20 protein-coding genes are annotated in these 20,218 nt (G+C 39.9%); 6 read left to right on the top strand and 14 right to left on the bottom strand.

What is annotated here, in order from left to right; all coding sequences use genetic code 11:
* The first annotated feature begins 503 nt into the window (after window positions 1–503).
* The gene (locus KO529_RS23615; RefSeq protein WP_281502429.1) at window positions 504–635 is read left to right on the top strand and encodes a hypothetical protein; all 132 of its coding nucleotides are present in this window, start codon (window positions 504–506) and stop codon (window positions 633–635) included.
* Window positions 636–768: 133 nt separating this feature from the next.
* Here KO529_RS23615 and KO529_RS11810 read toward each other — a convergent pair whose 3' ends face one another.
* The 3 genes from KO529_RS11810 to KO529_RS11800 form a co-directional block, all read right to left on the bottom strand.
* A complete protein-coding gene (locus tag KO529_RS11810; RefSeq protein WP_215948089.1) occupies window positions 769–1,707 on the bottom strand; it encodes an EamA family transporter in 939 nt (312 codons plus the stop codon).
* A 206-nt stretch (window positions 1,708–1,913) separates the two neighbouring features.
* The gene (locus tag KO529_RS11805) at window positions 1,914–3,608 is read right to left on the bottom strand and encodes a DUF2207 domain-containing protein (RefSeq protein WP_215948088.1); all 1,695 of its coding nucleotides are present in this window, start codon (window positions 3,606–3,608) and stop codon (window positions 1,914–1,916) included.
* On the bottom strand, window positions 3,608–4,168 hold the full coding sequence (locus KO529_RS11800) for a LemA family protein (RefSeq protein ID WP_215948087.1): 561 nt from the start codon (window positions 4,166–4,168) through the stop codon (window positions 3,608–3,610). The genes KO529_RS11805 and KO529_RS11800 overlap by 1 nt, the downstream gene beginning before the upstream one ends.
* A gap of 236 nt (window positions 4,169–4,404) precedes the next feature.
* On the opposite strand from KO529_RS11800, the gene KO529_RS11795 reads away from it, so the two are divergent.
* Both KO529_RS11795 and KO529_RS11790 read left to right on the top strand, forming a co-directional pair.
* Window positions 4,405–5,115, top strand: a complete 711-nt coding sequence (locus KO529_RS11795) for a pirin family protein (RefSeq protein ID WP_215948086.1) — start codon at window positions 4,405–4,407, stop codon at window positions 5,113–5,115.
* Window positions 5,116–5,261: 146 nt separating this feature from the next.
* Window positions 5,262–6,734, top strand: coding sequence for a c-type cytochrome (locus KO529_RS11790; protein ID WP_215948085.1), 1,473 nt, complete (start codon window positions 5,262–5,264; stop codon window positions 6,732–6,734).
* Between the two features lie 117 nt (window positions 6,735–6,851).
* On the opposite strand, the gene KO529_RS11785 is transcribed toward KO529_RS11790, so the two are convergent.
* From KO529_RS11785 to KO529_RS11770, 4 genes are all read right to left on the bottom strand, one after another.
* A complete protein-coding gene (locus KO529_RS11785; protein ID WP_215948084.1) occupies window positions 6,852–8,411 on the bottom strand; it encodes a DEAD/DEAH box helicase in 1,560 nt (519 codons plus the stop codon).
* A gap of 186 nt (window positions 8,412–8,597) precedes the next feature.
* Window positions 8,598–9,590 carry a UDP-3-O-(3-hydroxymyristoyl)glucosamine N-acyltransferase gene (gene lpxD / locus KO529_RS11780; protein ID WP_215948083.1) on the bottom strand — a complete coding sequence of 331 codons (993 nt, stop codon included), beginning with the start codon at window positions 9,588–9,590 and terminating at the stop codon, window positions 8,598–8,600.
* Window positions 9,591–9,787: 197 nt separating this feature from the next.
* Window positions 9,788–10,003 carry a VF530 family DNA-binding protein gene (locus KO529_RS11775; protein ID WP_215948082.1) on the bottom strand — a complete coding sequence of 72 codons (216 nt, stop codon included), beginning with the start codon at window positions 10,001–10,003 and terminating at the stop codon, window positions 9,788–9,790.
* Window positions 10,004–10,056: 53 nt separating this feature from the next.
* Window positions 10,057–11,415: a DEAD/DEAH box helicase gene (locus KO529_RS11770; RefSeq protein WP_215948081.1), complete on the bottom strand. Its 1,359-nt coding sequence runs from the start codon at window positions 11,413–11,415 to the stop codon at window positions 10,057–10,059.
* A gap of 170 nt (window positions 11,416–11,585) precedes the next feature.
* On the opposite strand from KO529_RS11770, the gene KO529_RS11765 reads away from it, so the two are divergent.
* Together KO529_RS11765 and KO529_RS11760 are read left to right on the top strand one after the other, a co-directional pair.
* The gene (locus KO529_RS11765) at window positions 11,586–13,136 is read left to right on the top strand and encodes a M20/M25/M40 family metallo-hydrolase (RefSeq protein WP_215948080.1); all 1,551 of its coding nucleotides are present in this window, start codon (window positions 11,586–11,588) and stop codon (window positions 13,134–13,136) included.
* 107 nt (window positions 13,137–13,243) lie between these two features.
* Complete coding sequence (locus tag KO529_RS11760; protein ID WP_215948079.1) at window positions 13,244–13,546, top strand: HPF/RaiA family ribosome-associated protein; 303 nt, start codon at window positions 13,244–13,246, stop codon at window positions 13,544–13,546.
* Between the two features lie 102 nt (window positions 13,547–13,648).
* Here KO529_RS11760 and KO529_RS11755 read toward each other — a convergent pair whose 3' ends face one another.
* Window positions 13,649–13,996: a hypothetical protein gene (locus KO529_RS11755; protein WP_215948078.1), complete on the bottom strand. Its 348-nt coding sequence runs from the start codon at window positions 13,994–13,996 to the stop codon at window positions 13,649–13,651.
* A gap of 246 nt (window positions 13,997–14,242) precedes the next feature.
* On the opposite strand from KO529_RS11755, the gene KO529_RS11750 reads away from it, so the two are divergent.
* Window positions 14,243–15,196 (top strand): TerC family protein, encoded by a 954-nt coding sequence (locus KO529_RS11750; protein WP_215948077.1) that lies wholly within the window; start codon window positions 14,243–14,245, stop codon window positions 15,194–15,196.
* Here KO529_RS11750 and KO529_RS11745 read toward each other — a convergent pair.
* From KO529_RS11745 to KO529_RS11720, 6 genes are all read right to left on the bottom strand, one after another.
* Complete coding sequence (locus tag KO529_RS11745) at window positions 15,193–15,450, bottom strand: phosphopantetheine-binding protein (RefSeq protein ID WP_215948076.1); 258 nt, start codon at window positions 15,448–15,450, stop codon at window positions 15,193–15,195. The genes KO529_RS11750 and KO529_RS11745 overlap by 4 nt on opposite strands.
* Window positions 15,451–15,452: 2 nt before the next feature.
* Entirely contained in the window at window positions 15,453–16,730 is a 1,278-nt protein-coding gene (locus KO529_RS11740) for a beta-ketoacyl-[acyl-carrier-protein] synthase family protein (RefSeq protein WP_215948075.1), read from the bottom strand.
* Window positions 16,727–17,176 carry a 3-hydroxyacyl-ACP dehydratase FabZ family protein gene (locus KO529_RS11735; RefSeq protein ID WP_215948074.1) on the bottom strand — a complete coding sequence of 150 codons (450 nt, stop codon included), beginning with the start codon at window positions 17,174–17,176 and terminating at the stop codon, window positions 16,727–16,729. The genes KO529_RS11740 and KO529_RS11735 overlap by 4 nt, the downstream gene beginning before the upstream one ends.
* Window positions 17,177–17,255: 79 nt before the next feature.
* Window positions 17,256–18,311, bottom strand: coding sequence for a type III polyketide synthase (locus tag KO529_RS11730; RefSeq protein ID WP_215948073.1), 1,056 nt, complete (start codon window positions 18,309–18,311; stop codon window positions 17,256–17,258).
* Window positions 18,312–18,315: 4 nt separating this feature from the next.
* Window positions 18,316–19,029 carry a methyltransferase domain-containing protein gene (locus KO529_RS11725; RefSeq protein ID WP_215948072.1) on the bottom strand — a complete coding sequence of 238 codons (714 nt, stop codon included), beginning with the start codon at window positions 19,027–19,029 and terminating at the stop codon, window positions 18,316–18,318.
* Window positions 19,029–20,150 (bottom strand): NAD(P)/FAD-dependent oxidoreductase, encoded by a 1,122-nt coding sequence (locus KO529_RS11720; RefSeq protein ID WP_215948071.1) that lies wholly within the window; start codon window positions 20,148–20,150, stop codon window positions 19,029–19,031. The genes KO529_RS11725 and KO529_RS11720 overlap by 1 nt, the downstream gene beginning before the upstream one ends.
* Between the last annotated feature and the right edge of the window lie 68 nt (window positions 20,151–20,218).

The raw sequence follows: 20,218 nt of genomic DNA, 5'->3' as shown, positions 1-20,218 counted from the left end.
ACAATTCCTTCAACTCGTCTTTTATTGCACCCAACCTAAAGTATTTTTTTAAGATCGATAAAAATTTTTATCAATATAATCATTTGATTATCAGATAAATAATTCTTCACCCCCCCCCCCCGAAAGTCCGGGCATTAATGTTAAATATTGCTTAAAACGGTACTATTTTATACATAGTACTGTAACAATTATATCCATCTATCGTCTTCTAGTAGTAAATCAATTAATCACAATAAAAATAAATATCATGGAAACTCTAAACAAACATTTGGTAAAGCAAACATTGGAATCTTCAAAAAGTAGAATTTGGAACAGTAAAAGAAGGTACAATTAACAGACTACAATCAAAAATTTAAAAAAAAACAATTTAAACATCAATTAAAAATCAAGATAATGGAAACAGTCAACAAACACTTCGTAAAGCAAACAATGGAAAACTCTAAAAGCAACATCTGGAACACCAAAAGGCGTTTCAGGTAATTAAAAAAATTAAAACAACTATCATGAAACTATTCATTCATAAATCACAATCAGAATCAACAAATTTTCAGTTGACCGGGGAAAGTATTCTAATGGTAAATTTTAGAAGTATAAAGAAGAACCGTTGGGCCGAGCGCAGAATCTATTTAAATTAATTCCCATTATTCAATGGTAATAAGGTTCTATATTTAAAGCAGTTGATGTGGTAGTCACCTGCTTTTTTTATATCAGTATGCACTAACCTTTAACCTATTCCTTTATGAAGGATTGTATTATTAAAACACCCCCTTAATCCTCTTTTGGCGAATACCGGCTTGAAAACCTAGAAAACAAAACCAATTTTTTTCGGGTATTGATGAAATAGACCCCCGTTAAAAGCACTATAGCCGCAATTGTGGACTGAGTGGTGATCTGTTCATCCAAGAAAAACCAGCCCAGTAAAAGTGCTATAATTGGATTTACATAGGTGGAAGTAGCTACCTTTTCTGGAGAAACCACTTTTAATAAATAATTAAATGCCGTAAAGGCAACAATACTGCCCAGAAGAATCAGGAACAACATAGAATATTGTACCGGACTGCTCCAAGTGGTAGGAAGGGTCCAGGTCTCCCCGATAAGCAAACTTCCTACCATTAGTATGATTCCCGCGCTAAACATTTGGAATCCAGTATTAACAAAATAATTCTTGGGCAGATCCGCCTTGGCTACAAACAAACTACCATAGGCCCAACTAACCATACAGAAAAAGATCATGACCATCCCTAAGACCGAGTTCTCCTGACTTATAACCTGATTTTGACTTACCAATAAATAGATGCCCAATATGCCGATTATAACGCCTACTACGGACATGGTCTGAATCTTTTTCCCTTCAAGAATCCGCATTAACAATAGAATTACCAAAGGCTGTGCCGCTATTTCCAAAGCTGCAAAACCACTGTCTACGTACTTAAGTGCCCATACTACAAATCCGTTTCCAAAAGCAAGGAATAGAAATCCTGCAACAATAGAATTCAGTAGTTGTTTTTTTGTGATGGTCAGTGGAATTCCCATGATTTTACAGAGCACAAAAATTAAAATTCCAGCGACCGAAAAGCGTACAGAAGCCAACATAAATGGAGGTAGTTCATGCACAGCAATCTTGTTCATAAGATAAGTGGATCCCCAAATCACATATATGGCAAAAAAAGCAAGTACTATAAGAAGTGTATTCTGGGATTTGGACATAAAAATAACTTTTCCAGTGAACCACAAAAGTAAGTATAACTTTTATTAATTGTGCCCATCTAGGAAGCCATGTCATTTTTAACAATCAACTAATCACTACAAGTTAGGAACTCAAAATTTAATCCCCTATGTGGTTAGCTATAAATATAGGCAACGGCAAGGCCTTCCACTATAAATTCCATACAATCTCCAGAACAACCATCAGCTTACCAGCTACCGCCACCGCCACCGCCAAAACCACCGCCGGAGGAACCTCCGCCAGAACTTCCGCTACTGGATGGGGAACTCACCATATTCGATTTAGTGCTTGCCATGGCATTGGAAAAAGATTTGGAAAACTGATTCATTGTAAGGCTGCTACTTGAAGTGGACGTATACCAGTCCGGGGGCGGTATATTCAGATCTCGAAACTTTTTGGCCCATTGATCAAACAAACCAAAGGCCAGTGCATACCCTAGGGTATTTTCAAAATAATGCGGGTCATCCTTCAAAAGCATTTTTAATCTGTTTTCCTCAGCTACCTTAATAAATCTTTTAAATCCCTTTAATTCCGAAAGCAATTCATTGCCTTTGGCATTCTTTTTTACCATAAATCGATTAACAAAAATCAGAATCACACAAAAGACTACTATTGCCACTGCTGCCAAAGGTCCCCAAAAGAATAAACCCACCAAGGTAAGTCCAATCGCCAAAGCAATTAAGGCCACATACATAATACCCTGCATTTTTTTTGACTCTGCCTCGTAATAGGGTTGCGCACTTTCCTTTAATTGGCTGCGCGCCTTTATCATCTTGGTATAAAAGGTATCCTTTAAACTACTCACCAGCACTTCCGTACCAACCACATTGTTATTATCACCAAACAACCCCTTGAATATTTCCAATTCATAGGAGGGTGAATCCAATGGTAAAGATTGCAGCCGTATAATTTTAGTATCCTTTGACCCAAAAAGGCCTTTTTTGGGAATTTCTTCCAATCTTATCAATCCTTTTGAGCCCCAATAAGGTATTAAAGCTATTAGGTCGGAATTGTCATCCTTATCGTTGATCAAAAAACCTAGCATGGCCGGATCCAAACTATCCGGTGGATAATAACTGGTAGCAGCAATGACACGTTGGTCCTTACCAAATTTCCACCATACCCTAAAGAAAGTAAAAAGCATTATCCCGATTAAGAATACCCAACCATAATTATCCCAAAATGGCCAGAAAGGCTTTTCTTCCTTAACCGATCCTAGGGGAAGATTGATCAATACGGTAACACTTTGTCCGGGATGGGATACAAATCCCGCCTTGCTCGTTCCCGAGAATTCATTATTTGTATAATATAATTGCATGTCCGTAGTGGTGGTGGAAGTACCCCTATCCCCTGCGTACACAAAGCTATTTTCTTTGCTGGGAAATACATTGTCCGGAAGCCTAATGGTAAAACTGACCTGATGAAATTCGGCCAGCCAATCTTCTGGTTTTATGTTCCAATAAAAACGGATTTGCGAATCCTCAAAAAGAAAGGCATTGTGGACCCTATATTTTATCTCGTAATGTTGAGGACCAACCAGGGTAATATCCTTATCCCCAATTTTGATCTCCATGTTTTCCTGCATCTTTTGCACAAAATCGAACGGAGCATCAAATTTGTAATTGGGAACCTTTATCTTACTGATCCTTATCTTTCGGGTAGTTTCGTTGCCTTTGGAATCTACAAGGTCATATTTTGTTTGGATGGTCCTATAAATACCGTGTTTGGGGATTTCGAAGTTAAGATTGTAGTTTTCAACTACATCAAAATAACCTTCTTTATGGACCGTAATGTCTACAGTGTAATTTTTAACCGTAAAATCCTGGGCCAATCCCGTATTTATGGCTAGAAGAAATAAAAGTAAGTAATAGCTATTTTTCATTAAGAGAAATCTACTTTTACATTCGCCCTACTAGCCTCCTCTGCTTCAAAATAATCGAAATGTTGATATTTAAATAAACTGGCTACAAGCACCCCTGGTACGCTTTCCCCATAAGTATTGTTTTCCCTTACAGAACCATTGTAGTACCTTCTGGCACGCTCCAGATTTTCTTCAATTTCATTTAACTTTTGCTGAAGATCCAAATAATTAGCGTTGGCCTTAAGATCTGGATAGGCTTCTCCCAAAGCAAAGATACTTCTCAAACTTTGTTGAAGTTGGTTTTCTGCCTTTATCTGGGCATTGATATCTCCAGATGGGACCGCCATAGCCACATTACGGGCATTTATTACAGCCTCTAAGGTAGATTTTTCATGTTTGGCATATCCTTTTACGGTCTCCACCAAATTTGGTATAAGATCGTACCTTCTTTTTAAAGCTACATCTATATTGCTCCAAGCATCCTTTACAAGGTTTCTAAGTGTGGCAAAGCGATTGAAAACATTTACAAGGAACAAAGCCACCAAAGCAAGGATTCCCAAAAAAATAATTAACGTAATCATGGTTTTGTTTTTTAGTTGTTATAATTATGGCTTCACTAAGTTACTTTATTTTTTTGTTCATACAGCAGGCCATTTATCAAATTAAAGTACAGAATAAAAAACTTAATTAGAAACCTTATCTGTCTTTATAAAGCATTTCACGCCAAATAACATAAAGGCGCTTATGAATTACTTAACATAGGTCAATGTACATATGCCATATGAATCCTAATTTTGAAGAAACAAAAAAAGATATCATGAAAACTATACTACATACAGCAGAGAGCAGAGGACATGCCGATCACGGTTGGCTAAATTCATACCACAGCTTTAGTTTTGCCAACTATCACAACCCGGAGCGAATGAACTTTGGGGTTCTTAGGGTGCTAAACGACGATACCGTCTCTGGCGGGCAGGGCTTTGGGCAACATCCCCACAAGAACATGGAAATCATTTCCATTCCCTTAAAAGGAGATTTGGAACATAAGGACAGTATGGGCAATACCACTGTTATTAAAGAAGGTGATGTTCAGGTAATGAGCGCAGGAACCGGTGTTTTTCATAGTGAATATAACAAAAACAAAAATGAAGAGGTTAAATTTCTGCAGATTTGGGTATTTCCAAAAACCCAAAATGTAACTCCCAGATACGATCAAATTTCTACCCGTGATCTAGCCACTAAAAATTCCTTTTACCAAATCCTATCTCCTCAAAAAACGGAGCAAGGAGTTTGGATACATCAGGATGCCTGGTTTTCCTTAGGTGATTTTGAAACCGAAAACACTTCAACTTATACTTTAAATAATTCTAATAATGGATTGTATGTGTTTGTACTGGAAGGCGAAGTTGTGATTGGGGAACAAACTCTAAAAAGACGTGACGGATTAGGCATATGGGATACGGACCAAATTACACTTACCGCAACAGCACCCAGCAAGGTACTATTAATGGAAGTTCCAATGGCATAACCCCAAAAACCCAATTAACCCACCCATTGCTACCTACCTTTGAGTGAAGTGGTGGGTGGTTTATCGAATTTAGTATGACCACAGGACTTTATATTCTAAATTATCCCTAAATTAAGGGTACTAGTTTTATCCATAAGACCTGAGTTTTGAAAAAAATTAAACTCCTTCTTTCAGCTATCATTCTATTTCTCCTTGCTTTATCATGCTCCAAAGAAGGCAAAGAGGAACTTATAGAAATCGTGGTCAATGAAAAACCTACCGATCAACCAGACGAAGAGCCCGAAACGGAAGAACCATTGGTAGAAAGCAGTCCCCTCCCTGACAACCCCCAACGAACGGGGGATGCCTTAGCTGGGTATGAATATTTAATTTCAGGGAATTATATGAGCTCAGGAGTTCCCTATGATGCGTTTTTGTTGGGAACCAGCGTAAATCCTGACAACCGCCTAAACAGAACCGGGGATAACGCAAACCTGCCATATGACTACACCGCCATAACTGCCGCCAATGGAGCAAGAGTGGTTGCCCCCAATTGCATGGCGTGCCATGCCGCCACTATAAACAATGAATTCATAATAGGCCTTGGGAGCCATGACGCCAATTTTACGGTTAACCGGGCAAGCAATATAGCTTTATTGAATTCTGGCATCAGAGCCCTGTACGGAGGCGAAGAGAGTGCGGAATGGCAGGCATACGACCAATTTAGAAAAAGTATAGTTGCCATTGGCCCCCGGACAATTACACAAACCAGAGGCTCCAATCCCGCAGATAAAATCACCCAAGTGTTAATAGCGCACCGGGATAAAAGTACTTTGGTATGGCAGGACACACCATTGGTAGACATACCGGAAGAGGTGATTCCGTCCGATGTTCCAGCATGGTGGCTATTAAAGAAAAAGAATGCCATGTTTTACCACGCTATTGGTCGACTTGATTTTTGCAAATCCTTTATCGGTTCCAGCCTGTTGACTCTAGGTGACGCAGCAAAGGCTGCTGAAATAGATACTAAAATGGCAGATGTACTGGCCTACATACAGAGTTTGGAAGCCCCTGAATATCCTTTTCCGATAGATTCCGACTTATCGGAACAAGGCAAACAATTATTTGAAAATAACTGCGCAACCTGTCACGGCACCTATGGGGACAGCCCAACCTACCCAAATTTACTAGTGACATTAAAGTCCGTTGGTACGGACCCGGAATTATCCAACCATTACACAGAATCTTCCCCTATGAACGATTATTTTATGGATTGGTTCAATTCAGGATGGTTCGGCACATACCGGAATAATTTACAGATAAAGGCAGAAGGCGGCTATATTGCCCCGCCCTTGGATGGCATATGGGCCACGGCACCCTACTTCCACAATGGATCGGTTCCTACCTTGGAGGACGTTTTGAACAGCACGGAGAGACCTACAAGATGGAGCAGGTCTTTTGATAATACCGATTACGATCAATTAAAAGTGGGCTGGATCTATTCTGTTGAACAGACCAAAGCTGACATAAACACCTATGACACTACTTTAAAAGGATATGGAAATTCAGGCCACATCTTTGGCGACCAGTTGACAAATTTAGAAAGATCCGCTTTAATAGAATATTTAAAAACACTATAGATCAATAGGTTACATATGCTCACTTAACCTAAAGAAATAACCTGCTGTATCTTTCGTCAGGAAAATTTACCGAGCACAAGTTGATGCTTTCAGGAATCAAATAAACTTAAGAAACTTTTATTCTTCTGGTGGCCTACCATGAATATCTTCGTAAATAGTATCGAAATTTTGACGTAAATGCGTGCTTAATTTTTTATGATAGTCATCGGTTAACCACTTCAGAAAGTTATAGGTGCTTTTACTAATGCACTTGGCATAACGCTGGATTCTATCGTCAATATCCGGACCCAACATTTTGGAGAGCGCAAGGGCATCATATACATCCTCACTGTTTTCCACACAGATTCTAGCATGTTGGGCTATGGAGCGCTCCAATACCACCTTTGATGTTTCCCCATTTTTAATGGAATCCACATAGGTTTCCTTGATATCGAAATACACTTCCTCTGATTTGGCAAATTCTGCCCGCAATTCTTCAGGCATCTCCCATTTAAAATTGCTTTCCAGCTCTTCATCACTCAAAAGTCTATCTGCATAAAAATTTGGTGATTTAAAAATGGTCTGCCAATCCAAATCTGCCCCCCATGGACCAAAGCGATGGAAATTGTTCCCCAGGTCAATTACCGAAAAAGTAGATTTATTGTTCAAAATCCTGGAACCACGACCTATCATCTGGTAATACAAGGTCAAGGATTTGGTGGCCCGGTTCAAAATAATGGTATCTATTGTAGGTTCGTCAAATCCTGTGGTCAAAATACTTACGGATGTTAAAATAGCGTTAGGCGTCATGTTAAACCACTTTAGAATGGTTTTACGCTGCTTTTTAGTGGCCGTATTATCCAAATGGGCTATAGGATAGCCTGCTGCCCTAAAAGTCTCGTAAACATGAAGGGAGGTATTAATACCGTTATTGAAAATCAAAGTCTTCTTACCCTTGGAATGTTTTTCATAAGCCTCCAAAAGCTTACTGAGCATCTGGCTGTTATTATAAAGATCCTCTGAAGATTTTACGGTGTAATCCCCGTTGGAACCTACCTCCAAAGAAGTTAAACCCATATTGTAGGAGTAAAAATCAGCTCTAGCCAAAAACTCGTTTTCAATTAGCGCTTCAATAGTTTCCCCAACGATCAATTCATCGTAATTGTCTTTCATGGGCAAATCCTTGTTGGAGCTCAAAGGTGTTGCTGTAACCCCCAATACAAAGGAATTCTCAAAAAACTTGAACAATTTTGTAAAGGAATTATAATGAGCCTCATCAATAATTACCAATCCAACGTCGGAAATATCCAGTTTATCGTCCTGAAGCCTGTTGTTCAATGTCTCCACCATGGCCACAAAACAGCTATACTCTTCCTGGTCATCCAGATTGGCCTTACTATCTACCACTTTATTGGTTACCCCAAAACTGGTCAGCATAGTAGAAGTTTGTTTACAAAGCTCTATACGGTGGGTCATAATGAGCACCTTCTTATTGTGGTGCTTGAGATATTGCCTTACGATTTCAGAAAAAATAACGGTTTTACCGCCACCAGTAGGCAATTGATACAAAAGATGATAATCATCTGGAGCAGTTTCAAATTTATCAAAAATCTGGTCTATAGCTCCTTTTTGATAGCTGTACAGCTCCTTATCCGTTTTTCTTTCTACAATAGCATTGGCAATCAAAGTCTCCGACATAATCTCTTTTTTGGACTGCAAAACTAAGCCCTTTGTTGGGTGTTTAACGAATATTTTTAGAAAATTTAAGGATTATTTTTTTTTGAATATCATTGTCAGGACCAATTAGGACCTCTATTGAGATACATTATAGGATAATTTAAATCTAAAATCGGGCCATTCCATAACTTGAGGACCCGGGCATTTCTAGTTCTTGGCCAGGTTTCTTAGCGCCACCCATTGTTTGAGCATTTCCCTTGAATCCGTAGCCGGATAGCCCAATACGGTTTTCCCAGGAAGTACGTCGCTCATAACCCCGGAACCTGCCCCCACTACAGCACCCGAATTAATGGTGGTATGATCTTTAATGGAAGCACTCCCGCCTATTATTACACCATCGCCCAAGGTTACGGAACCAGCCAAACCACTGTGCCCGGCCATAATACAAGACCTTCCCAACACACAATTATGGGCTATTTGGACCAAATTGTCTATTTTACACCCATCACCCACTATTGTGGAACTAAATTTTCCACGGTCAACACAGGAATTGGCCCCAATTTCAACATAATTGCCGATCACTACATTTCCTATTTGTGGTATTTTCACCAAACCCCTACCATCCTCTGATGGCCGATAGCCAAATCCATCCCCACCAATACTCACATTGGTATGAAAAATACAATTATTCCCTATTATGCTACGCTCCCTGATTACGGTACCCGACCAAACTACGGTATGATGACCAATAGTACTCTCATCAAAAATAGTAACGTTGGGATAAAGGATGACCCCATCTCCCAAAACTACATTTTTACCTACATAACTACCTGCTCCAATTTTACAACCCTTACCCAAAACTGCAGTTTCGTGCACTACGGCCCTAGGGTGTATTTCCTCCAATAATTCAGGTGGTTCCGGTTGAAAAGCCTCCAGCAATTTGGCCATGGCCAAGTCCGCATTTGCCACCTTGATAAAAGCCCTGTCCGCACCGGGCTGTATTTTTACTGCATTGGAAACTATTGCGGCGCTGGCACCGCAAGAATCCCATTGTCGCGCATACTTATTATTGGAGATAAATGTAATTTGCTGGTCTTTGGCCCTATCTATTTGTTCGGCACCAATGATTGGCTTGTTATACCCCCCTATAAGCTCCCCATCCAAGAGCTCACTTATTTCTGCTACGGTGAATGATTTCATTTAATATTTTCGTTTTTGTTCTATTGCTAAAACGTTGATTATTTTCCTGCTAGATATTTAAATATAGCGTTAAATATCAAACTATATTATTAATTTCCAAATGTAGCGGGCTTAAAAATTAAATTTAAAGATAAATATTTTTGGGTGGTATTGATTTCCCATCACCTTTCGAGATTACAATTTAGATCCCTTCCCAACTATTTTCTTTGAGACCTTATGTACAGTTGTTCCACCTTTTCCCGTGCCCAAGGAGTCCTCCTTAAAAATTTTAAACTGGACTTGATGGAGGGATCATGATTAAAGCAGCGAATATTGATTCTTGCACCCATTTCCTCCCAACCATATTGGGCCACCAAGGAGTCCAAAATGTCGGCCAAGGTTATACCATGTAAAGGATCCTTATCGTTATTCATTTATAGTAACACGTTAAATAAAAGTAATTATATATTTAATATTCAATTAAATACTATTTTCTTTTTTTATTTTTTTGAGAAAATCTTTTATCTCCCCTTGTAATCGGTTTTTTATATTTCTTTGCAATTGTCCTTTTATAGGATCCTCCCTGGTTTACCTTTTTATTTTTTTCCGCTTTCTCATGGAAAGCAGCCCCACGGGCCTCCAGTTCGGCGGCACTCACAGGATTGTTGTGTTCCAGATTTTTGGGGCGCTCCTCCGGTGCCAATTCCTCTGATATTTCTACCTCCTGCGGAAACTCCAACAACGGAATTTCATAATCCATTAATTTCTCTATCGCGTCTTTAAACTCCTCCTCTTTCTCGGTGTACAATAATATGGAGTTTCCTTTTTTCTCCGCTCTTCCCGTCCTACCTATGCGGTGCATATAGTTCTCCGGATAATTGGGGGTGTCGAAATTGATTACATGGGTAATTTGTTCCAAGTCCAAACCTCTGGACATAACATCAGTAGAAACCAGAATCCTATTTTTACCTTCATCGAATTGCTTGATGGACCTAATTCTGTAATTCTGTGTTTTATTGGAATGAATTATCGCAGCCTCATCTCCAAAATCTCCCTTAAGCGCCTCAAACAACCTATCGGCGCTTCTTTTATTGGAAACAAAAATCAAAACCTTTTTATAAATGGTTTTATCTTTCAACAAGAAGGCCAAAAGATTTACTTTGGTGTAATAGTTTTGAACGGCATAGGCTACCTGTTCTATATTCTCCAGTGGAGTTCCGCTAACAGCAATGGATATTTTTACCGGTGCAACAAAAAAGTCCTCTATCAATTTGGAAACCTCCTCTGTCATGGTAGCCGAAAACATGATGTTCTGTCTCCTCTGTGGCATTAACTCAAAAATATTGGTAATCTGAAAACGAAAACCAAGATCCAACATAACATCCACCTCATCGATTACCAACTTCTTAATATCCCTGAGCTTAACGGTCCTATCCAGTGTTAGGTCGTATAATCTGCCAGGAGTAGCCACCAAAATATCACATCCCTGGGCTACTGCCTGCCGCTGGGTATTTATATTTGCTCCACCGTAAATGCCACAAACCCTAACGCTCATATATTTGGAATAAGCTTCAATATTGGCAACCACCTGCAACACCAGTTCCCGCGTAGGCACCAATATCAATATTCTGGGATTGATTTGTTTCGAAAATTTCAACTCCTGTAAAAGAGGCAACATATAGGCGAAAGTTTTCCCCGTTCCTGTTTGTGCAATACCTACTATATCCGTGCCGGACATGATTACGGAAAAGGCCTCTTGCTGAATGGGAGTCGGGACCAAAAAACCCAAATCCTCTATGGCATATTGTAATTGTTTAGATATATTAAAATCCGAAAAAGTGCTCATCACCAATATTTTTGGACAAAGGTAGAGTTTATAATCCTGATAATTACCCTTTTCACAAATGTTGACAGGCATCAAAGACATAAGGAGATTCTTAATTAAAACTTAATTCCAGAGTTTAACTATTCGATTATTATTATTTTGATGCCGCTTACTAATTTAAAATCCAAAAAATGAAAAAAACCTTCCTTCTATTTACTTTATCCCTCTTTTGCTTTATCCGGACCGGATTTGCCCAGACTACAGATAAAATTGTGTCCCAAATAGTGTCCGAGGTCCATGGAAATTCTCAACTGGAAACCCTGGCGCACGAATTACTGGATGTTATTGGCCCTAGACTGGTTGGCACACCACAGATGCAACATGCCCATGACTGGGCTTTGGCCCAATACACCAATTGGGGAATTGCCGCCAAAAACGAACAATGGGGCCAATGGAAGGGTTGGGAACGGGGAATTACACATATAGACATGGTATCACCAAGAATACAAACCTTAAAGGGAACCCAATTGGCATGGAGCCCGAGCACTGGACGTAAAGGCATTACAGCAGAATTAATGGTCTTGCCTACCGTTACCGATTCTGCTGAATTTAACAAATGGCTGCCAAGCGTTAAAGGTAAGCTGGTAATGATCTCGATGAAGGAAGCTACAGGAAGACCGGATTACAACTGGGAAGAATTTGCTACTCCGGAGTCCTTCTACAAAATGAAAAAAGATAGAGAGACCCAAGAAAATGAATGGACCCAAAATATGCAACGCATAGGGCATAACCGACAAACCCTTCCATTGGCCTTGGAAAAAGCCGGAGCATTGGGCATAGTAAGTTCCTATTGGTCCAAGGGTTTTGGCGCCAATAAAATTTTTGGTGCCAATACGGACAAAATTCCCATTATTGATTTGGAATTGGAGGACTATACCATGCTTTACAGATTGGTTGAGCATGGGAACCGCCCCAAAATTAAAATTTTGGCAGAGTCCAAGGAGCTCGGTGCAGTACCCACATTTAATACTATAGCAGAGATAAAAGGTTCAGAAAAACCCGATGAATATGTTATACTGTCAGCACATTTCGATTCCTGGGATGGAGGGACTGGGGCCACGGACAACGGAACTGGAACTTTGGTTATGATGGAAACCATGCGCGTACTTAAAAAATTATATCCCAATCCCAAAAGAACCATCTTAGTTGGCCATTGGGGAAGCGAAGAACAGGGATTGAACGGCTCCCGGGCCTATGTGGAGGACCACCCGGAAATAGTTGGCAAGGTGCAAGCTGTTTTTAATCAGGACAATGGCACAGGGAGAGTTGTTCAAATATCCGGAGGCGGCTTTCTAAATTCCTATGATTACATTCCAAGATGGCTATCCGCCGTACCGGATGACATAACCCAACATATAGAGACCACATTTCCCGGGATGCCTGCCGGTGGAGGATCGGACAACGCCTCCTTCATAGCTGCCGGAGCCCCGGCTTTTGGGCTTAGCTCCTTAAACTGGTCCTATTGGAACTACACTTGGCACACCAATAGGGACACCTATGACAAGATTGTTTTTGATGATTTAAAGAACAATGTAATTCTTACTGCAATATTGACCTATATGGCGAGTGAAGATCCGGAAATGGCCTCTAGGGAAAAAAGGATATTGCCGATTAATCCGAAAACCGGGGAACAATCCATTTGGCCAACACAACGTTCCCCGGAACGGAAAGGTGGATTGTAAGAATTTACCATAAATTTCCCTTGGGTTTATTAAAAATAAAGACTAACTTAAATTCCAGAATTTATACCAGATCTTGCATAGGTCTGTTAACTTAAAAACAATTAAATATGAATATCAATTTTGTATATGATGATGTAAAAGCCAGTGCCCGCCTAGAGGAGTTGGCTACCAAGAAGTTAGAAAAACTAGAAGATAAATATGATTTTATAGTGCGTGCCGATGTTTTCTTTAAAAAGGAGAACACTTCCACGCCCGATACCGGTTTAATTTGCAATATAAGGCTGAGTGCACCGGGCCCTAGATTGTTTGCAGAGTCCAACAACGCTAAATTTGAAGTGGCCATTGCGGCTTCCGTAGACGAACTGGAACGACAATTGGAAAAAAGAAAAGGCAAAATGAAAACCCATTAGCCTAATTTTCAGCAATGATAAATACTAAGAATGCCCCGAAAAAGAATTCAATCTTCACGGGGCATTTTTATTTGCCATCAATAAAACATAATTTACTATTGTTCAATTGTCTTCATCCTCAAATTTAGTATCTGCCAATGTTTTCATCAATCGGTCCGAAAACGGGTTTTTATATAAATCCTTAAGCAGTTTCTTTCTTTTGCGATCCGAAATATCCATAGTATCCAAAATACCACGTCTTCTCTTGGCCTCAACGATGCGTTTTTTCTTCAAAGCTATCCGGTCCTCGGCAGATAATATCATGTCCGGTTCATATTCCTCCAGTACCGTCCATTTTTCCACTTTCAGCTTTTTCGACAAAGTGTCACTCTCTTTGGATTGAGCATGGCCATCCACCGAGAAAAAAACCATAACAAGCACAATTACAGCGCTGTAAATATATTTAATCATATTTCATAAAAAGTGTCTGCTTAAAGTTATAACATTATCTTCACCTTATTGCACCTATAATCCGGTTTAGACCTACCATACATCGTGTTTTAAAGTGATTCTGTCGATTTTCACATAATCATTCTTTTTAAACCCCCTCAAAAAGCGGTAAAACACCCTTCTATATTCCACAAAAAAGAATGTCACCTGTTCCCTCTCCTGATTTAAAAATGATACTTACATTTGTGCCTTTAAATACGATAGTATATGTTAGTTTGGGGCTCATTTATTGGTCTTATCATTATTTTTTTGGCACTGGATCTAGGTGTTTTTCATAAACATGAACATGTTATAAAATCTAAGGAAGCAGGTATATGGACCGCCATTTGGGTTACCGTGGCCCTGAGCTTTAGTGGGGTTATTTATTGGCTGTTCTCCAATGATATTATTGACAACCCTACGGCGTTGACCCCAAACGATGCTGTTCTTAAATACATAACAGGCTATCTTATTGAACTTTCGCTCAGCGTAGATAATGTCTTTGTAATTGCCGTAATATTTAGCGCCTTTAAGATTCCTGCCATTTACCAACACAGGGTATTGTTCTGGGGCATATTGGGTGCTATCGTTTTCAGGGCCCTAATGATCGTATTTGGGGTTGCCCTTATTACAAAATTCGATTGGATAATCTATGTCTTTGGGGTTTTCCTACTGTACACTGCCTTTAAAATGTTAAGATCGGACGATAATAAATTTGACCCTAAAAATTCTTTCGTTTTCAAGAGGTTGAAAAAGTTTTACCCTATAACCTCAACCATTAAAGACCATGATTTCTTTGTAAAGCGTATGGGAGTCACCGCAGCTACCCCTCTTTTTGTGGCCTTGGTAGTCATTGAACTTACGGATATACTTTTCGCACTGGACAGCATCCCTGCAATCTTAGCCATTACAGCAGACCCTTTTATTGTTTTTAGCTCCAATATTTTGGCTATTTTGGGCTTGCGATCCATGTATTTTTTAATTTCCAGGATGCTGGAGAAATTCAGGTATATTAACTATAGCTTGGTGGTGATTCTAGCTTTTGTAGGTTTAAAAATGTTGTTTTCCCATCATATTGAAATCCCAGAGTGGGTATCCCTTACGGTGATATCCGTATCCTTGGTAGGAGGAATAATTTCCTCACTGCTCATTACTGAAGAAAAAGACAGGGAAAAGAGCTAGTTTTTATCCTGTAATTTTTGTGCTATAATATTCAGGGCATCCCTTACGGTTTGCATTTTGTCCATATCCTCATTTTCCAAACGTATCCCAAATGCATCCTCAACATCCAGGACAATATCAACTAAATTGGCCGAATTGATATTCAGTTCCTTGACAAAATTACTATCTTCTACAATAGCTCCAACCGAAACATCTTCGGGAAGATACAACTTAACGATATCCTTCAGTTGTGCAAAATGCTGATCATCCACCATTGTTATATTTCTTTATAATCATTAAAGATAACACAGGCATTTACATCTCCAAAACCAAAACTTGCTTTTGCCAATATTCCAGGTTTATGGGAAATCGTTTTTAAGGGTATTCTGGAAGCATCTACCAATTCCAGTATCTCCGGATGAAGGTCATGACAATTTCGATTGCCAAAAAACAATCCCTCGCGGTATTGCAGCAGGGAAGCCACGCATTCCACGCTGCCCGAAGCAGCCAAACAATGACCTAATAGCCCCTTTGTTGCGTTTATAAACGGAAAATCCTTACCGCTGCGCTCCAAGGCCTCGCTCCAATTTCTAATTTCTTCGGCATCTTTCGATGTCGCCGTTAAATGTCCATTAATTATATCCACTTCAGATTTTTCTACCCTTGCATCCTTCAATGCCTCCAGAATACATCTTTGAACCGCCTCGCTGTTAGGAGCCGTCATACTGCCTATTCCACGCTGTCCGCCACTATTGATTGCACCTCCCAAGACCTCCGCATAGATTTTAGCCCCTCTTCCCAATGCGCTGGCCAACGACTCCAACACCATGGCTCCTGCCCCACTTCCCGGAACAAACCCTGACGCGCTGGCACTCATAGGCCTGCTGGCCTCTTGGGGATTATCATTGTATTTGGAAGGCAGTATGCGCATTGCATCAAAACCGCCCCAAATATACGGTCCGCTGTCATTACAACTCCCTACCAACATCCTTTCTGCCTTTCCTGCCCTTATCCTCTCCATCCCCATAATTACTCCTTCAGTGCCAGTAGCACATGCCGAGGAATTGGTGGTCACTTGATTACCACATCCCAAAATGCCACCGAGATAAGCACTAATGCCACTGGCCATGGTCTGCATTACAGAATTACTGCCCAAACGGCGAGCGTTATTATCATCTATTAAATAAATGGATTCCCTTAGCTTGTCTATTCCTAAAATTCCAGTTCCAAAAATAATTCCGCTGTCCCAGTCGGGTTGATCCTTATTAGCCTTATCGAGACCTGCATCCATCCACGCATCCGTTCCGGCCATTACACCATAAACTATACCACTAGAGTTTAAGCCCCTTAGCTGTAATGCTGTAAAATAAGATTCCTTTAAACTTTCCTGTATTTCCGGTTTCCCAGCTATTTGACATCCAAACCCCAAATCGGCCAACTCCTGATGAAACATAATTCCACTTTTACCATTGAGCATTGAATCATAAAAATTGGCTAGGCCCACCCCGTTAGGTGCGCATATACCAAGTCCGGTTACGACTACCCTCCTATTCATATGTTGTTATTTTTTATCATCCCGGACAAAACACCCTTACAAACCAACTGAGCCCGCTGATTGTACATTTTAACCTCACACTTCAACTTATTGAAGCGAAAGAATAGTTTGCTCGATTTTACGGTTACCGTCTCCTGAGGAAAGACAGGCAACAAAAATTGCATCTCGGAACTGCTTAAAGCCACCTGTAAATCCCCTGTATTTAGCTCTTCCAAATTTAGTAAGTGAATCCCCAAGCACACCAACCCGATCTGGGCACAACATTCTGTAAGAATTACCCCTGGTGTAACGGGTTGCTCCTTAAAATGCCCTTTATAAAAAAATTCATCCTGTTTAAAAGTGTAACAACCTTCAAGGGCATTGGCACTCACCATATTAATCCTATCAACAAATAAAAATGGATTGGTATAAGGTAATTTTTTAATTATATCATTTATAATAAGCATATAACAATCATTTAATTAAACTATTACATTAAGCATATAGATTGAAGCAATATCCCAAACTATAAAAATTCCGGTTCTATTACCATTCCAGCAAAATCCGTTGGGCGGAGAATCCGGGCCCAAAACTCAATAATAAACCTTGGTCCCCTTTTGGAATATCCTTTTCCATAAATCGCTCCAGCACATAAAGCACTGTGGCGCTGCTCATATTACCATATAAACGCAGCGTTTCACGGGTATCCTCCAAATTTTTGCCCAATGCTCCAAACAAATCCTCCACCGTCTCCACAATTTTCTTTCCTCCTGGGTGAAAAACTAAATGGTCCACTTTTTCAATACTACTTCCATACCGCTTTAAAAATGGATGAACGATTTCTGGGAAATGTTCGGAAATCGTCTGCGGCACCAAGGGATCTAAAATCATTTTTAAGCCCGAATTGGTTAAATCGAAACCCATCATTTGTGTAGCATCAGGAAAATGATACATTTCCTCCCCAACGATTCTTGGTCCCTTGGCGTCTTCTTCCGATGACACCAACACACAGGCAGCGCCATCACCAAAAATAGCAGCACTGACCATATTGGCCATGGAGTAATCATTGAGCTGAAAAGTTGCAGTTGGACTTTCAACTGCCACTATGGCCGCCCTCTTCCCTGGGTTGGATCTTAAAAAATTACTGGCATATATTAAACCGGAAATACCTGCTGCGCAACCCATCTCCGTAACGGGCAATCTCACTATATCTTTCCTAAGATCTAGATCGTTAATTAAATAAGCATCCAAGGATGGAATCATAATTCCCGTACAACTAACGGTGATTATATAATCCAGACTGTCTGCCGTCCACCCACTTTTATCAAGGGCCCGCCTTAGGACAGTTCTCCCCAATTTCTTGACTTCACGCACATACACATTGTTCTTATCCTCAAAAGAGGTAGCTTCAAAAACTTCTTCGGGACTCATTATACTATAGCGTTTGTCTACGGCTGCCCCTTCAAAAATTTTAAGCACCTTACGCTGCAACCGCTCATCCTGACCGTACAGCCATTTCTCCACAAAAGGCAAAATATCCTTGGTATTCCTACTGTATTGTGGTAATGATTTGGTTACTGCAACTATCCTAGTCCCTTCCATACGGCTACTGTTTTCCCTTTATTCTTATTATCCATAGGTATCTAAATGCCCACCTCCAACAAATATCATGCTCTACATTAGGCAGATTAATGGAAAAAGCTACCAAATCCAATTTGGTAAATGCACTTTTTATAGAAACCAAACCATCATGTTTCGCAATCTTTGTTTTTATAAAAATAAGGCTAAAGAGTTGAAAAAGGTAATAGGACACTTTACTTCTTTGCAGATCATTTATAACAATACCCAAACTGCTCAGTTTTACAAATTGCTCCAGAAAAATGGGTATTTCTTTAGAATCAAAATGGTGCATTGTTAGGGTGCAGAGTAGAATATCGCATTGTAGCTCCTTTGCTTCCGGCGCCAGAATATCCAGCTCCAAGAATATTATATTGGAATATTCCTTATAATTTTCTTTGGCCAGTGCAATAGATTTGGAATTTAAATCTACCCCTATTAGATTTAGGTTTACAGGTTTATTCTTGTAAAACTCAGCAACTTTACCCAACATGGCCCCATCCCCACAACCCATATCCACAATAGTGTAGGAATTCTGAGGGTTTTCTTCAATTATTTTGTCAATAGCTTGCAGGGAAAGTGAAAAACCTTGTAAAACTGTATTGACCCTATTTATGTCCGCATAAACCTTCTGCAACAAAAGTGTATCCAAATAAGGGTCATCCATGAGCTCCCTATTACTACTACGTCTCTTAAAATTCATTAACACCGGATAATTTGTCCATGGGTATTCTTGATCAGCCCATTTACAATATAGGGAGAATTCGCTAATATCCCCATGGCTAAATTGGATAGCCTTGGGCTTAGCAAAACAGCTTGCAGCTGTCTGCCCATCCACAACCTCTTGGCAAACATATGCTTCCATTGGGTTTCATAATCCATCTCTAACTGGGACCGATTCTGAAATCCGTTTTTAAAATAAGCATGGATAGATTCCGAGGCAATTTTAGCGCTATGGATTGCCATGGCCATACCATTGCCGCACATAGGATGAATAAGACCCGCGGTATCCCCGCACATAATAATATGATTCTCTACTGGTTTTTTTTTATGAAAGGAAATCTGTCCTATAGTCAGTGGGTGCTCGAATAACATTTCGGCATCATTAAGAAATTTGCTGAGATATGGATTCCTAGCAATAATATTTTGATTAAAGCCGGCAATATCCTTCTCTTTTTTAAAGCTATCGTAAGAAACCAGATAACAAAAATTTACTGCCCCACTCTCCGTTTTGGAAAGCCCGCCGTAACCACCCCTGAAATTATGGATAGCCACTAAATTATCCGGGAATGAATCCAGTTTATAATGGGCCTTAACAGCTAACCATGGGGATTTTTTCTGAATAAAGTGACGCTCTAGATCTTTATCCAACACTCCTCTTTTTCCATAGGCCCCAATGACAAATTTACTAGTGTATTCCTTGCCCGATTCTACGCCGACCCTAAAATTGTCATTTTCATAGCTAATGGAGGTTACACTATTAGTAAAGACAATTGCCCCCAATTCTTTTGCCCTTTTATACAAAAGATTGTCAAAAGTATATCTACTAAGACCAAACCCTCCCATAGGCAATTTAGCCTTCAGGGCGTCCCCCTTTTCAATGCTCAGTAGCATTTCATTAAATTGAAATGTTTGTGGTAATGAAATTCCCAAAAACTCCAAATAGGGCTTCACTTCATTGGAAATATACTCTCCACAAACTTTATGATGGGGGTATTGTTTACTTTCAAAAACGGCCACATTGTAGTTTTCCTTTCGCAAGTGAATGGCGGCCGTTAAACCGGCAAGGCCTCCCCCTACAATAATGACATCAAAATTATCCATCAACAAAAGGTACAGAAAATAAACAAAAAAACCCGACGATATACGTCGGGTTTTATATAAGGAGGTTT

Origin of the sequence: Arenibacter algicola, assembly GCF_018860365.1 — a bacterium.
Taxonomy (GTDB): Bacteria; Bacteroidota; Bacteroidia; order Flavobacteriales; family Flavobacteriaceae; genus Arenibacter; species Arenibacter algicola_B.
The sequence above is the reverse complement of the archived record's forward strand: the minus strand, read 5'-3'. Positions and strand labels throughout refer to the sequence as shown.

Coding starts and splice junctions, on each gene's coding strand:
- KO529_RS23615 (WP_281502429.1), top strand. CDS start 504: ATGAAACTATTCATTCATAAATCACAATCAGAATCAACAAATTTTCAG.
- KO529_RS11810 (WP_215948089.1), bottom strand. CDS start 1,707: ATGTCCAAATCCCAGAATACACTTCTTATAGTACTTGCTTTTTTTGCC.
- KO529_RS11805 (WP_215948088.1), bottom strand. CDS start 3,608: ATGAAAAATAGCTATTACTTACTTTTATTTCTTCTAGCCATAAATACG.
- KO529_RS11800 (WP_215948087.1), bottom strand. CDS start 4,168: ATGATTACGTTAATTATTTTTTTGGGAATCCTTGCTTTGGTGGCTTTG.
- KO529_RS11795 (WP_215948086.1), top strand. CDS start 4,405: ATGAAAACTATACTACATACAGCAGAGAGCAGAGGACATGCCGATCAC.
- KO529_RS11785 (WP_215948084.1), bottom strand. CDS start 8,411: ATGTCGGAGACTTTGATTGCCAATGCTATTGTAGAAAGAAAAACGGAT.
- lpxD (WP_215948083.1), bottom strand. CDS start 9,590: ATGAAATCATTCACCGTAGCAGAAATAAGTGAGCTCTTGGATGGGGAG.
- KO529_RS11775 (WP_215948082.1), bottom strand. CDS start 10,003: ATGAATAACGATAAGGATCCTTTACATGGTATAACCTTGGCCGACATT.
- KO529_RS11770 (WP_215948081.1), bottom strand. CDS start 11,415: ATGAGCACTTTTTCGGATTTTAATATATCTAAACAATTACAATATGCC.
- KO529_RS11765 (WP_215948080.1), top strand. CDS start 11,586: ATGAAAAAAACCTTCCTTCTATTTACTTTATCCCTCTTTTGCTTTATC.
- KO529_RS11760 (WP_215948079.1), top strand. CDS start 13,244: ATGAATATCAATTTTGTATATGATGATGTAAAAGCCAGTGCCCGCCTA.
- KO529_RS11755 (WP_215948078.1), bottom strand. CDS start 13,996: ATGATTAAATATATTTACAGCGCTGTAATTGTGCTTGTTATGGTTTTT.
- KO529_RS11750 (WP_215948077.1), top strand. CDS start 14,243: ATGTTAGTTTGGGGCTCATTTATTGGTCTTATCATTATTTTTTTGGCA.
- KO529_RS11745 (WP_215948076.1), bottom strand. CDS start 15,450: ATGGTGGATGATCAGCATTTTGCACAACTGAAGGATATCGTTAAGTTG.
- KO529_RS11740 (WP_215948075.1), bottom strand. CDS start 16,730: ATGAATAGGAGGGTAGTCGTAACCGGACTTGGTATATGCGCACCTAAC.
- KO529_RS11735 (WP_215948074.1), bottom strand. CDS start 17,176: ATGCTTATTATAAATGATATAATTAAAAAATTACCTTATACCAATCCA.
- KO529_RS11730 (WP_215948073.1), bottom strand. CDS start 18,311: ATGGAAGGGACTAGGATAGTTGCAGTAACCAAATCATTACCACAATAC.
- KO529_RS11725 (WP_215948072.1), bottom strand. CDS start 19,029: ATGAATTTTAAGAGACGTAGTAGTAATAGGGAGCTCATGGATGACCCT.
- KO529_RS11720 (WP_215948071.1), bottom strand. CDS start 20,150: ATGGATAATTTTGATGTCATTATTGTAGGGGGAGGCCTTGCCGGTTTA.